Annotated in this window: 11 protein-coding genes; 8 read left to right on the forward strand and 3 right to left on the reverse strand. The window is 60.4% G+C overall.

Annotated features, from left to right (window positions below):
- Window positions 1–342 precede the first annotated feature (342 nt).
- The 4 genes from JZX89_RS06755 (at window position 343) to JZX89_RS06770 (ending at window position 2372) form a co-directional block, all read left to right on the forward strand.
- Window positions 343–507: a hypothetical protein gene (locus tag JZX89_RS06755; protein ID WP_010335706.1), complete on the forward strand. Its 165-nt coding sequence runs from the start codon at window positions 343–345 to the stop codon at window positions 505–507.
- Between the two features lie 197 nt (window positions 508–704).
- Complete coding sequence (locus JZX89_RS06760) at window positions 705–1253, forward strand: hypothetical protein (protein ID WP_192800919.1); 549 nt, start codon at window positions 705–707, stop codon at window positions 1251–1253.
- 65 nt (window positions 1254–1318) lie between these two features.
- Window positions 1319–1735 carry a hypothetical protein gene (locus JZX89_RS06765; RefSeq protein ID WP_151653358.1) on the forward strand — a complete coding sequence of 139 codons (417 nt, stop codon included), beginning with the start codon at window positions 1319–1321 and terminating at the stop codon, window positions 1733–1735.
- A complete protein-coding gene (locus JZX89_RS06770) occupies window positions 1728–2372 on the forward strand; it encodes a DUF8835 domain-containing pootine (protein ID WP_151653360.1) in 645 nt (214 codons plus the stop codon). Before JZX89_RS06765 ends, JZX89_RS06770 begins: the two co-directional genes overlap by 8 nt.
- 90 nt (window positions 2373–2462) lie before the next feature.
- Here JZX89_RS06770 and ubiA read toward each other — a convergent pair whose 3' ends face one another.
- Window positions 2463–3377, reverse strand: a complete 915-nt coding sequence (gene ubiA, locus JZX89_RS06775; protein WP_151653362.1) for a 4-hydroxybenzoate octaprenyltransferase — start codon at window positions 3375–3377, stop codon at window positions 2463–2465.
- Between the two features lie 223 nt (window positions 3378–3600).
- On the opposite strand from ubiA, the gene JZX89_RS06780 reads away from it, so the two are divergent.
- The 3 genes from JZX89_RS06780 (at window position 3601) to JZX89_RS06790 (ending at window position 10193) form a co-directional block, all read left to right on the forward strand.
- On the forward strand, window positions 3601–7923 hold the full coding sequence (locus JZX89_RS06780; protein ID WP_151653364.1) for a strawberry notch-like NTP hydrolase domain-containing protein: 4323 nt from the start codon (window positions 3601–3603) through the stop codon (window positions 7921–7923).
- Complete coding sequence (locus JZX89_RS06785; RefSeq protein WP_207133571.1) at window positions 7923–8960, forward strand: DUF7146 domain-containing protein; 1038 nt, start codon at window positions 7923–7925, stop codon at window positions 8958–8960. Before JZX89_RS06780 ends, JZX89_RS06785 begins: the two co-directional genes overlap by 1 nt.
- Window positions 8961–9266: 306 nt before the next feature.
- The gene (locus JZX89_RS06790) at window positions 9267–10193 is read left to right on the forward strand and encodes a DUF2493 domain-containing protein (RefSeq protein WP_207133573.1); all 927 of its coding nucleotides are present in this window, start codon (window positions 9267–9269) and stop codon (window positions 10191–10193) included.
- A 98-nt stretch (window positions 10194–10291) separates the two neighbouring features.
- Here JZX89_RS06790 and JZX89_RS28510 read toward each other — a convergent pair whose 3' ends face one another.
- Both JZX89_RS28510 and JZX89_RS06800 read right to left on the reverse strand, forming a co-directional pair.
- The gene (locus tag JZX89_RS28510; protein WP_235923539.1) at window positions 10292–10621 is read right to left on the reverse strand and encodes a hypothetical protein; all 330 of its coding nucleotides are present in this window, start codon (window positions 10619–10621) and stop codon (window positions 10292–10294) included.
- Between the two features lie 452 nt (window positions 10622–11073).
- A complete protein-coding gene (locus JZX89_RS06800; protein WP_207133575.1) occupies window positions 11074–11517 on the reverse strand; it encodes an OsmC family protein in 444 nt (147 codons plus the stop codon).
- A gap of 262 nt (window positions 11518–11779) precedes the next feature.
- On the opposite strand from JZX89_RS06800, the gene JZX89_RS06805 reads away from it, so the two are divergent.
- Window positions 11780–12673 carry a LysR family transcriptional regulator gene (locus tag JZX89_RS06805; RefSeq protein WP_151653370.1) on the forward strand — a complete coding sequence of 298 codons (894 nt, stop codon included), beginning with the start codon at window positions 11780–11782 and terminating at the stop codon, window positions 12671–12673.
- The last annotated feature ends 110 nt before the right edge of the window (window positions 12674–12783 follow it).

Here is a 12783-nt window from a genome sequence, read left to right on the forward strand (position 1 = left end):
CGGTGCATCCCTGCACACGGACAAGCGGCAGCCATCTCTGGCCTGAAGGGAACATGATCCTGAAGCCAGCATGGTGGCAAGGCTGGCGCGACAGAGCATCTGCAACGGGTATCCGGCATTCTTTCAGATGCGAAAAACCACCCCCGCTTCCATTCGCAAACCTTGGTCCGATCCGTCTCTTTGACATTCAACCCCAAAGGGGTCGGCTTACGCGCGCGTGCTGCCCTCGGGGATTCGGAAAAAGTCCGAACGCCCTCGGGTGATTGCAGATCCGGTCAGACACTTCGGGCGCCTGTCGCGCGGGGGATGGTCCCCCGCCTCCAAAGACAGGAGCCGGAACCCATGTCCTATGCAGATGCCACCGCCTTCGCCGCCAGCCTCGCCACCACGCTGATGGTTTCGATCGTTGTGTTCCAAGCCGGGGACGGCACCCACGCCGCTTGCCCCGCCGCCGAATTCGACGGCGACGACGACATGGTGAAGCTGGAGCTGGACCCGTGGGAGTAAGGCGCGAAAGCGCCTCACCGCCGACGGCCCGAGTGCGGCAGTCCGCGCTTCGGGCCTTCAGCCTTGCGATGATCCCCATCGCCGGCAGCGGAACCGGGGTGCCCCCCGGTCAGAGAGGAAGAGTGCGGGCCGTTCGGCCGTGACGGGTTGAGGGTCGGAGAGAGAGGCTCACCGGCGCCCGTCATGGAGTGATCCCGATGACCTTTGCCCATTCTGACACCTTCCGTTCCATCGGTCATATTCTGGCTGCCGATGTTCTGCCGGCGCTTTATCGAGCGCAAAAGCTGCCGCTGCGCATCTCGTGCCTCGGCGTGGCCAGCTATGACGCCAGTGACGCGGCGAACAGCTTCGACCGCATGATCCCGCTTGGGGAATGCTCGTCACCGGAAGAGGCCATCCAGGCCGCGGCCTTGCGCGTGGCGCGCGGTGATATTTGCACGGGGCCAGACAGGTTCCCGTATTTTCAGCCGCGCATCATGCTCATTCAGGACCGAGATCAGCGCCTCGTCCTCGCCGGTGAAATCCGCGCCGGCATTATCCTCTGGCAACAGCCCGTCTCATGCGATGCCGAGGCACGCAGGATCGTGACCGAGGCCAGCCGCCTGCGCGGTATGGCATTCCGTGCCTCAGACCCCGGTGATGCGAGACGGCTGCGTTACCGCGCCGCTGCGCTGGAGGCCCGATTGGTCGATCCCTTCTGGCGCGAAACCTCGGCCGATTTGCTTTGCCTGCCGCTGGCCGCCTGAGCTTCACCCATTTAATCCCATTCGGCTCGGCCTTATGCCGAGCCATGTCATGTCCGGAGACCGTCATGGCCGACTATTTCACGCACTTTTCCTGCCTCCTCGACGTGGGCACCCCCGAAAACGCTGCCCGCGCGCTTGATCTCTACAACGCTCTGGCGGATGACAATGCCGCCGAAGACCCGCCATCGGAAGGCTTCCTGCTATCCATCCAGCCAGAACATGGCGGCACGCAACTCTGGATGCGCGATGATGTCACCGGCGATCCCGAGCATGTTGTCCAATTCGTCAAACGCTGCGCTGCCGAGTTTGGCCTGAGCGGATTATGGGGTTTCCAGTACGCAAACAGCTGCTCGAAACCGCGCATCGACGGATTTGGCGGTGGGGCGCACGTCCTCGATCTTGCTACCGGCGAAACGGTCGATTGGATCTATACCGATGGTTGGCTTTCCTCGGTTCTGGAAGGGAGAGATCCCTATGCCTGAGATCATCGAAACCACCGTGTATCGCCTGGGCGAATTGTCCGATGCGGCGAAGGACAAGGCCCGCGCCTGGTATCGTGAGGGCGGCTTCGACTATGACTGGTACGATGCCGTCTATGAAGATTTCCAGCGCATCGCGGACATCCTCGGGCTGAACCTCAAGACCCGCACCATCCGGTTGATGGGCGGCGGCACACGGCAGGAACCCTGCATCTGGTTCCGGGGCTTCTGGTCACAAGGTGACGGTGCCTGCTTTGAATCCGGTTACTCCTACCGGAAACATGCGCCACGCCTGATCCGGGAATACGCCCCGCAGGACACCGAACTGCACCGCATCGCCGATACCCTTCAGGCGATCCAGCGCCGCAATTTCTATCAGCTTCGCGCCGATGCCCGCCATCGTGGCCATTATTATCACGAATACTGCATGTCGATCTCGGTCGAGCGCGACAGCCCGACCCGGCAGGACATGACCGCTGATGCCGAGGAGACGATCATCGAGGCGCTGCGCGATCTGGCCCGCTGGCTCTACCGCCAGCTTGAACGCGAATATGCTTATCTGTCCTCGGACGAGGCCATCGATGAAGCCATCGCCGCCTATGAATACACCTTTACCGAGGTCGGTCGCCGCTTCGGATGATGACAAAGGCGCCCCAGCAGCCAGTTGGGGCGCCTTTATGCTTTTACGAGTGAGGGCACGCCCACGTCATTTGCGCTGGCCCCGGAGAGATCAGAACGCTCCCGCGAAGGCTGCAACAGCCAGCAGTGCGCCGGTGAAAATATTGGCAAGGAACAGCCGGAAGTTGATTTCCGGGCGCGCGATGTCAAACCGCAATGCCTGCCAGCCCAGATGCGCAGCGATCACCACCATGCCCACCGCGTAGGGCCATGACATGCCCAGAAGCCAGCCGCCGGCCGACCATGCCAGCACCGTCAACGCATAAAACAGGCCGATCAACGGCTTGCCGTGCGCGCCGAAGAGGATAGCGGTGGACTTGAGGCCCAGCCGCCTGTCGTCCTTCACATCGACATAGCCATAGGTCGTGTCATAGCCGATCTGCCATGCAATGGCTCCGGCCCACATCAGCACCGCGCCCGCCGGCACATGCCCGGCGATCTGCGCCCATGCGACCAGCATTCCCCAGTTAAAGGCTGCGCCCAGCACCGCCTGCGGCCAATGCGTAAAGCGCTTGCAGAAGGGGTAAAGCACCACCAGTGGCAGGACGCCTACGGCGAGCAGTCGGGCGAAGGGGGCGAGGAAGAACAGCAGCGCCGCGGCCAGCGCCAGTTGCACGGCGAGAAACATCAGGGCGCGGAACAGGCTGAGTTCACCATTCGCCAAAGGCCGAAACCGCGTGCGCTCGACATGCCCGTCGAAATTCCGGTCGGCCATGTCGTTGATGGTCGAGCCGGCGCTGCGCATCAGGAAGGCACCCAGCGTGAATACCACCAGATCGCGCAAATCCGGCAGGCCATGTGCTGCCTGGAACAGGGCAGCCCAGCAAGGAAACAGCGTCAGCCAGATGCCGACCGGACGATCCAGTCTTGCAAGTCTTGTGTAGGGACGCATGACTTGCGGGAGAATGCGATCCACCCAATCGCCTTTGTGTATATCTGTCAGATCATTGTGAGTTGCAGAAGTCATCGTGCAGTATCGTCCAAATTCGTCGCGACTTGCTTCCGATGTAGCCGCCAATCGCGTCCATTATAGTCTCGATGGAGCTTAAGGGTAAGTGACCAAAATGATCCGCCGCCGATAAAACACAGGCGCTTCAAGAGCCAGAGGGGGGCCGGAAGGGGTTGAGCCGCGGCGGTCGAGAGAGAGCGCTGTCCGGGCTTCTCCCTCCCGCTCTCCCGAGGTTATCTACATGAACATGGTGTTTCCCGTGACCGATCCGGTCACGCCGCTGGCGGCTGCGCCCGCGATTTTGGCTGCGGCCAATCATTTGCTCCCCCATCTAGAACGCGGTGAGCGCGTCGATGCCGTCACATTGCGCGGCGCTATGGAAGCGGCCTTCGGCGCGTCCGACGCTGCCGGCGTCTGGGACTGGAAGCTGGCTTATGAGGCTTGTGAAGTCGCCACCGTCCTTTTCTTACGCAAATACGGAAAGGCGCTTTTCCGTAAAGCCGCATCTCCGGCTGCACGGATTTCCGTGCTGGCAAAGATCGCGGCGCTGTTGCCCACGCAGACCCGGCGCTCCGAGGAAAGCCAGGACTTCCAGCAGTTTTCGACGCCGATCCCGCTCGGCCTTGCCGCTATGACGGCTGCCGCAATCACACCTGATGACAGGGTGCTGGAGCCATCGGCGGGTACCGGCCTTCTCGCGATCCTGGCGAAGACCATCGGCGGCTCGCTTATCCTCAACGAACTCGCCGATACCCGCGCCAATCTTCTGTCTTCGCTCTTTCCGGCCTTCGCCGTCACCCGGTTCGACGCCGCCCAGATCGACGATCATCTGGCCACGGATGCCGTCCCGTCCGTAGTGCTGATGAACCCGCCATTCTCGGTCATGGCCAATGTCAGCGGGCGTGTCGCTGATGCGGCCTACCGGCATGTTGCCTCGGCACTGGCCCGTCTTGCTCCTGGCGGTCGGCTGGTGACGATCACCGGCGCAGGCTTTGGCCCCGAGGCTCCGGCCTGGCGGGACGCTTTCATCCGCTTGCAGGCCCGTGGCCGTGTGGCGTTCACCGCCGCCGTCGATGGCGCGGTCTATGCAAAGCACGGCACCACAATCGACACGCGGCTGACGGTCATCGACAAACTGCCCGCCGACGATCCGGCCAGTTTCCCGGCCTCACCGGGGATCGCGCCTGATGTTGCCACGCTGATCGGATGGATCGAGGCGCATGTCCCGCAGCGTTCGCCGGTATCATTGCCGAAGATCGTGGTGTCCGCTTCGACCGCCGCTCCGAAAACCGTGCGGGGCTATCTTGCCCGTGCGACAGCTGCGCGGCCTGCCTCGGCTCCCGCCAATGATCCCGAGGGCGTCGAACTTGCCTATGGGACCGTGGACTGGACGCCACCGGAGGGCGCTCGTCTGTCCGACGCCATCTATGAGGAATATGCGCTGCAATCGCTGCGCATTGTTGGCGCGCAGTCGCATCCGACCAAGCTGGTGCAATCCGCCGCCATGGCCTCGGTCGCACCGCCGAAGCCGTCCTATCGGCCCATGCTGCCCGCTGACATCTGCGCGCGTCTGTCGGATGCCCAGCTTGAAACGGTGATCTATGCCGGTGAAGCCCATGGCGATCATCTCGCCGGCGCATGGACCGTGGACGAGCATTTCGACAATGTGAGCGCCGCGCCCGAAGATGCTGCCGGATCGGTCCGCTTTCGCCGGGGCTTCATGCTCGGGGACGGAACCGGCGCTGGCAAGGGCCGCCAGTCTGCCGCCATCATTCTCGACAACTGGCTTCGCGGACGCCGCAAGGCGATCTGGATCTCCAAATCCGACAAGCTGATCGAGGACGCGCAGCGCGATTGGTCAGCCCTCGGCATGGAACGGCTTCTTGTCACGCCTCTGTCACGCTTCCCTCAAGGCGCAAAGATCACGCTGTCAGAAGGCATCCTTTTCACCACCTATGCCACGCTTCGCTCCGACGACCGGGGTGAGAAGGTTTCTCGCGTCAAGCAGATCGTCGAATGGTTGGGGGCTGATTTCGATGGAGCCATTATATTCGACGAGAGCCATTCCATGCAGAATGCCGGTGGCGGAAAAGGCGAGCGCGGCGATGTCGCCGCCTCGCAGCAGGGACGTGCGGGCCTGCGGCTCCAGCACGCGCTGCCCGATGCCCGCGTGGTCTATGTCTCGGCGACCGGCGCCACCACCGTCCACAATCTTGCCTATGCACAGCGCCTCGGTCTCTGGGGCGGTGAGGATTTTCAGTTCCACACCCGTGCCGAGTTCGTGGAGGCGATCGAAGCCGGTGGCGTCGCGGCCATGGAGGTGCTGGCCCGCGATCTGCGATCCCTCGGCCTCTATACCGCCCGCTCGCTCTCCTATGATGGCGTCGAATATGAACTGATCGAGCATCAGCTCACGGACGAACAGCGGCACATCTACGACTCATATGCTGCCGCCTTCGCCGTGATTCATGGGAATCTGGACGCGGCGATGGAAGCCGCAAATATCACGGGCAGCGAGGGGACGTTGAACCGGCAGGCGAAGTCTGCCGCCCGTTCGGCTTTCGAAAGCACCAAGCAACGCTTCTTCGGCCATCTGCTAACTTCCATGAAAACCCCGACCCTGATCCGGTCCATCGAGGCCGATCTGGAAGCGAGCCACGCGGCCGTCATCCAGATCGTCTCGACTGGCGAAGCCCTGATGGAACGGCGGCTGTCCGAGATCCCGACCGAGGAGTGGAATGATATTTCCGTCGATGTGACGCCCAGGGAGTATGTCGGCTCGTATTTGCAGCATTCCTTCCCGGTGCAGCTCTATGAACCCTTCACCGACGGCGAGGGAAACCTCTCGTCACGCCCCGTCTTCCGCGATGGTCAGCCGGTGCAATGCCGCGAGGCGGTAGCGCGGCGCGACGAGATGCTGGAGCAACTGGGTTCGCTTCCACCAGTGCCGGGGGCGCTCGACCAGATCGTCCAGCGTTTCGGCACAGATATGGTGGCGGAGGTCACAGGCCGTTCGCGTCGGATCGTGCGCAAGGGCAACGGGGCATCGGCCCGCCTTGCGGTCGAGAACCGAGCGCCTTCCACCAACCTTGCCGAGACTTCGGCCTTCATGGATGACCAGAAGCGTATCCTGATCTTCTCGGATGCCGGTGGCACGGGACGCAGCTATCACGCCGAACTCTCGGCGAAAAACCAGCGGCTGCGCGTGCATTACCTGCTGGAACCGGGCTGGAAGGCAGATGCCGCCATTCAGGGGCTCGGGCGCACCAACCGCACCAATCAGGCGCAGCCGCCGCTGTTCCGGCCCATCGCCACGGATGTCAAAGCCGAGAAGCGCTTCCTTTCGACCATCGCCCGCCGTCTCGACACGCTGGGCGCGATCACACGCGGCCAGCGTCAGACCGGCGGTCAGGGGCTGTTGCGTCCCGAGGACAACCTCGAATCCGCCTATGCCCGCGATGCGTTGCGCCAGCTCTATCTGCTGATCGTGCGCGGCAAGGTCGAGGGCTGCTCGCTCGAACGGTTTGAATCCGCCACCGGCCTGAAGCTGATGGACAGCAACGGTGTGAAGGACGACCTGCCGCCAATCACCACCTTCCTCAACCGCCTGCTGGCGCTGACCATCGAATTGCAGGGCATCCTGTTCTCGGCCTTCGAGCAGCTTCTGCAGTCACGGATCGACGGGGCGATTGCATCCGGCACCTATGACATGGGGCTGGAAACGCTGAAGGCCGAAAGCTTCATCGTCACCGACCGGCAGGTGATCCACACCCATCCGGGCACCGGAGCAGAAACCCGGCTCCTGACGCTCACAGAGCGCAAACGCAATCAGCCGGTCACGCTCGATGCCGCCTTGGCTGAACTGGATGATCCGCGCGCAAGATTGCTTATCAACGAGCGATCCGGTCGTGCCGCCGTGCAGATCCCGACCACCAGCGTCATGCTGGATGACGGCGAGATCGAACGGCGCGTGCGGCTGATCCGGCCCATGGAGGCGATGAACATTCCGGTTCGGGCGATGGGCGAAACCCATTGGCTTGAGGCCGACCGTGCCGCCTTAACCGTGGCCTGGAAGGCGGAACTGGCCGAGGTGCCGGAGTTCACCGACAGCATTCTGCATATGGTGACTGGGCTGCTTCTGCCGATCTGGAAACGGCTGCCGCAGGACTCCTCCCGCATCTATCGGCTGCAGACTGACGAGGGCGAACGCATCATCGGTCGCCGGGTATCGCCGGCATGGGCTGCCAATGCCTCGACCAGTGGCGTTACCAGCAGCCTGACACCCGATGCCGCCTATGCCGCGCTGATCGAAGGTCGCACGATCCTTGATCTCGCCGAGGGGCTGCAACTGCGCCGCGTCCGTGTCATGGGCGCCAACCGGATCGAACTGGCCGGCTTTACTGACGCAATGCGCGACCGGCTGCGGGCCTATGGCCTCTTCAGCGAGATCATCTCGTGGAAACTGCGCTTCTTCGTGCCGGTCGGCGCGATGGGACCGGAGATCACAGGCAAACTGCTTGACCGCTTCCCGGTTGAACGCATCGGTGAGCGGGAGGCCGCATAATGGCGCGTCTCAACGCTTCCGAATTGGCGCAGCGTCTCGGCCGACAGGCCGAGGCGGTGTGCCGTCACTATCTTTGGAATGGTCGCAAACAGGGCAACTACTGGCAGGTTGGCGATGTCCGAAACACCGCTGGCCGCTCGATGTTCGTCCGGCTGCACGACAGTGTGAAAGGCATTGCCGGTAAATGGCAGGACTCGGCCACAGGTGAATATGGCGATCTGCTGGACGTGATCCGGGACTCGCTCGGTCTGATCGATTTCGCAGACGTTGCCGAAGAAGCCCGGCGCTTCCTTAGCCTGCCGCATCCTGAACCACAGCCACCATCCCGTCGGTCCCGAACGCCAGCACCATCGGGATCGTCCGAGGCCGCCCGCCGCCTCTGGCACATGACGCAGCCGCTGATCGGCAGTACCGCAGAAGCGTATTTACGCGGACGCGGCATTACGGATTTACGCCAGACCGCAAATCTGCGCTTCCATCCCAACTGCTACTGGCGGCCCGAGGACGATGGTCCGACCGAAACATGGCCCGCGATGATCGCCGCCGTCACCGACCTCGATGGCAGGATCACCGGCGCACACCGCACATGGCTGGCCCCGGACGGTTCCGGCAAGGCATCCATCGATCCGCCAAGGAAGGCAATGGGCGACCTGCTCGGACATGCGGTTCGTTTCGGGTGCGTGAGGGATGTCATGGCAGCGGGGGAAGGTATCGAAACCATCCTGTCGCTGCGTCAGGCTCTGCCCACCATGCCGATGGCTTCAGCACTCTCGGCCGGGCATCTCGCCGCCATCCTGTTCCCGCTGCAACTGCGCAGGCTCTATATCGTCCGGGATGACGATCCGGCAGGTGACAGCGCAGGTGATAGCCTGGTGGACCGGGCGCACGAGGTCGGGATCGAGACCATGACGCTCTCGCCCATGATGGGGGACTTCAACGAAGATCTCGCAACTTACGGGCTGGATGCCGTTCGGGCAGAGGTCCGGGTGCAAATCGCTCCCGAGGACGTCAGCCGCTTCATCGCTTCAATCGCATAGCTGGTGCGGGGCCGTGATCGGGGCGTTCCGATCCTGTCATGCGCATTGGCTGCATCCTGTCATCAGCAGAGGACCGCGCCTTGGCCTTCCGAGAGGGCGATCGGCCCACAAACGCTCCGGTCAGGCAATGGCGGCGCCCGACTGATTTCCGTCGGCGGCGGAGCCGCCTTTACAGCGCGAAACAAATCAGCCGGGCTTTGCCATCAAGGCACTCGCCAGAGGCTCGCGCTGCCAGACCGGAGCGCCCGTGGGCTTTCGTCGCCATGAAGGCCGCGACGGTCGCGGTCCAACTGACGGAAGAATCCCATGTACGCGCACGACGATTTCGAACCCGATTACAGCACGTCCCCGACCGGCCATGCCATCGAAGAACTTGAACTCTACGGCTACCGCCCCTCGGAAGACGAGGCCGATCCCCGGATCACACCCGAAGATCACGTCATCCAGGGCGCAGTCTCCGACATCTTCGACGCCCTGATTTCCACCATGGCCGACACCAGCCTCGATTTCGACCTCGACGAAATCCTCTGGTCCACCGTCAACACCTTCCACCGCGCTGTCGAGTGGATCGAGACCAAACTCGACGATAACGAGCAGGCACAGAAGCGCCTTCAGCGTGAACAGGACGGCAGCGAGGTCAAATCCGTCCAGCTTGAAACCCTGATCGGCGCGGGCCAAAGCCTGATCGAGCGCCGCGACAGTATGGAAACCTTCCGCGATACCGCCGCCGACATCTATCTGCGTACCACCGGAACACCCTGGTCGCAACGCTCCGGCTCACGGGTCAACCATCGCCAGATGACTTCGGCCATGATCGACAGCCGCGACTTCATCGCCGCAAAACGCCGGGCCGACAACGAGGTGCTGCTGCCCGCCGGACCGAAAATCGCCTTCTCGGGTGGCGACACCACCGATCATCGCACGATCTGGGCCAAGCTCGATCAGGTCCACGCCAAGCACCCAGACATGGTGCTGATGCACGGTGGATCGCCCAAGGGCGCGGAACGCATCGCTGCCACCTGGGCCAATAATCGCAAGGTCGCACAGGTCGCATTCAAACCCGACTGGGCGAAACATGCCAAGGCCGCACCATTCAAGCGTAACGACCAGATGCTCGGCATCATGCCGATCGGAGTCATCATCTTCCCTGGCACGGGCATTCAGGACAACCTGGCCGATAAGGCCCGCAAGATGGGCATCCCGGTCTATCGCTTCGGAACCGGCAGCGCATGAGTGCTGCCGGTTCGGCTAAAGCCATTGCGCACTACTGCAAGAGCGCCAGATCCTCTCCGTAAATTCGGACATATCGACCTGAGCGCTTTGGCAATTGCCTACAGCTGACCATTCGCCCCGAAACGTGGAACTCCGCGTTTATTTTGACCACGAGCAACGTACTGAAATGCCTGGATGTATCCACGCATCACTGCGTCCGTGCTCTTGAAAGGCGTGATAGTTTTAGGTGTAAACAGCAGCAGATCACGTAGATCGGGCAGGCCATGTGCGCCTGAAAAAGGGCGCCCAATGAGGTAAAAGCGCCATATACCAACCTGCCGGTTCAGCCGCGCCAGCCGGGTATAGGGGCGCACGGGAAGCGGCAGGTAACGATCAACCTGATCGCGTCTACTAGTATCAACTAAATCGAGATGTTTTTTTTTGTTCATTGCGTAAATTCGGGGCAAGTCGTTACAGATGACAGCCGGTGAGATGTGTGACCGCAAATGTCTTATCACGCCGATCATGCCTTTTGAATCCCCGCCGCTGCGTTGCCGGGCCAGAGGAGACAATGACGTAAGAGCGAGCTACTGGTAAAACCTATTGTTTGATCTGACGCCGATACCGTGGCCAGCTTAACCTGCTGGCCACGGTATCTGCAGCAGCCAAACTGATCACCGCTTCACTGTAGTCGGCTTGTTGGATGCGCTTACGGCTTAGCGCGGCCGACCATGTTACTCTAGAAACAAACCAGATGTTGAGCACCCGGCGGCGCTAGAGCGCTTTGTCGCAAGCTGGCCAGTCCCGGGCCTTGCAGGTCTGCCCATACGGGCCAGCTACCACGCTGGATATACAAGATGAACCCATTACCCAGTACGCACACCAGATCCGGATCAACCGCCTAAAATTTATCCGAAACAGTCACCAAGGTAACGATATCGACAGGAATACCGGCCTTTTTCGCCAAATTCCCAATCAAGCAAACTTTCTCAGCTGACTGAACTGCCGCCTCAGCGGCAATGACGTCCATGTCGGTAGAGCCTGGAGAAAGTGTTACGTTCGCAGTATGTTTGATTGAGAAATCCTTATCATCGGTGGTCGCCTCAGTCACGACTTCAAGATGCTCCACCGGAATCTTCTTGTTGTCCGTGATCGCCCGCAGTGACGCAATAAAACAAGCGAGCGTAGAGGAGACAAACAACTGTTTCGGATCGGCCCCAGCACCACTGCCTCCGTACACGGCAGGGATGCCAATCTCAATACTGAACCCATCGCCTTCGATCCTGCCGTTACCTTTAATATCGCCAGTCCAAATAGAGCCTAAGGTCATCTTGTTCTTGGTCATTCTGTTTCCTTTTTACATTTTGATTTGCTGAGTTGTACGTTAGTCGTCATTTTGCACTACACTAAGAGCGTTCACACCTTATGATCGTGTGCACACACCGTCTGGCGTGCTCCCACGGGGAGAGTCGACGGCACATATCAGTGTTGTGCCGGCCAAGATGCGACCAGCCACATCCGATCGCAGCGTCTATATATAACACTTGACTAGGAATTTAATTTCTATTACCGAATATATACTTATGTCAATGTAGAATTAATAGAAGATGGAAATCAAGGAACTCCGTTGCTTCACCCGAGTGGCAACGACACTAAATTTCAACAGGGCCGCCGAACAGCTCAATATGTCTCAACCTGTTGTGACAAAAGTCGTGGCTCAACTTGAGCACAAGCTGGGCGTGAAGCTGTTCGAGCGAACAACCCGTCGAGTTGCGCTTACTTCAGCCGGGGCGTTGCTTTATCGAGAATCAGAAGGGCTCCTCGAACATCTTGATCAAGTTCGACGGGCAATCCGGCATGAAATTGGTGAACAGAGCGGTCGATTTGCCATTGGCGTCACAACGCTGGCTATGCAGACAGTTTTCCCTCAGGTCATGCGAGACTTTAGAAGTCGCCATCCTGCCATTGATGTTACAATCCATGAGCTTCCAACCGATGCTCAGTTGAAATCGCTCCGGTCAGCAGAGATTGATGCAGGTTTTCTGCTTGCTCCAGCTTCGGATCCCATGCTTGAAGTCTACGTCGTGCACGAACAGGTGATGCGGCTTGCCTTGCCCTCAGATCATATTTTGCTTCGACACTTCGATAGCGGTTCTCTTTCACTATCTGCGTTCACATCGGATACGTTTATTATCCCATCAAAGCATAAGCATCCGGCAATACATGATGAAATCATTCGGGCATGTTCTACCGCAGGGTTTCGACCACGCGTCCAAGAATGTCAGGAAAATCAAAGCTGCATTTCTTTAGTGGAAGCTGGAATTGGTGTTACTTTTGTGACGGGTCATATGATCGCTACTGACGAAAAGAAAATGCGGGTCATTGAGCTTCACGCTCCTGTGCCTACGCTGAATGTTGCTCTTGCTTGGCGTCGGGATGACCGCTCGCCTTTGCTAACCACGATTCGTGAGCTGTCAGTGAGTGAGGCTAATCGAGATTGATTTACTTCTTCACAACGAGGGACTTGATCTTATTTATATCGCACCAAGCTCAGCTGCCCATGCATACCGCAGCTAGATACCCGAACCGTGACGCGTTTCTTGCCGCATCT

It is taken from the genome of Agrobacterium burrii (assembly GCF_017313405.1).
In the GTDB taxonomy this organism is placed as follows: Bacteria; Pseudomonadota; Alphaproteobacteria; order Rhizobiales; family Rhizobiaceae; genus Agrobacterium; species Agrobacterium burrii.

What these genes read in the sequence shown, in the direction of transcription:
- JZX89_RS06790 (WP_207133573.1), top strand. Translation starts at nt 9,267, where the DNA reads ATGTACGCGCACGACGATTTCGAACCCGATTACAGCACGTCCCCGACC.
- JZX89_RS06765 (WP_151653358.1), top strand. Translation starts at nt 1,319, where the DNA reads ATGGCCGACTATTTCACGCACTTTTCCTGCCTCCTCGACGTGGGCACC.
- JZX89_RS06770 (WP_151653360.1), top strand. Translation starts at nt 1,728, where the DNA reads ATGCCTGAGATCATCGAAACCACCGTGTATCGCCTGGGCGAATTGTCC.
- JZX89_RS06800 (WP_207133575.1), bottom strand. Translation starts at nt 11,517, where the DNA reads ATGACCAAGAACAAGATGACCTTAGGCTCTATTTGGACTGGCGATATT.
- JZX89_RS06760 (WP_192800919.1), top strand. Translation starts at nt 705, where the DNA reads ATGACCTTTGCCCATTCTGACACCTTCCGTTCCATCGGTCATATTCTG.
- JZX89_RS28510 (WP_235923539.1), bottom strand. Translation starts at nt 10,621, where the DNA reads ATGAACAAAAAAAAACATCTCGATTTAGTTGATACTAGTAGACGCGAT.
- JZX89_RS06785 (WP_207133571.1), top strand. Translation starts at nt 7,923, where the DNA reads ATGGCGCGTCTCAACGCTTCCGAATTGGCGCAGCGTCTCGGCCGACAG.
- JZX89_RS06755 (WP_010335706.1), top strand. Translation starts at nt 343, where the DNA reads ATGTCCTATGCAGATGCCACCGCCTTCGCCGCCAGCCTCGCCACCACG.
- JZX89_RS06780 (WP_151653364.1), top strand. Translation starts at nt 3,601, where the DNA reads ATGAACATGGTGTTTCCCGTGACCGATCCGGTCACGCCGCTGGCGGCT.
- ubiA (WP_151653362.1), bottom strand. Translation starts at nt 3,377, where the DNA reads ATGACTTCTGCAACTCACAATGATCTGACAGATATACACAAAGGCGAT.
- JZX89_RS06805 (WP_151653370.1), top strand. Translation starts at nt 11,780, where the DNA reads ATGGAAATCAAGGAACTCCGTTGCTTCACCCGAGTGGCAACGACACTA.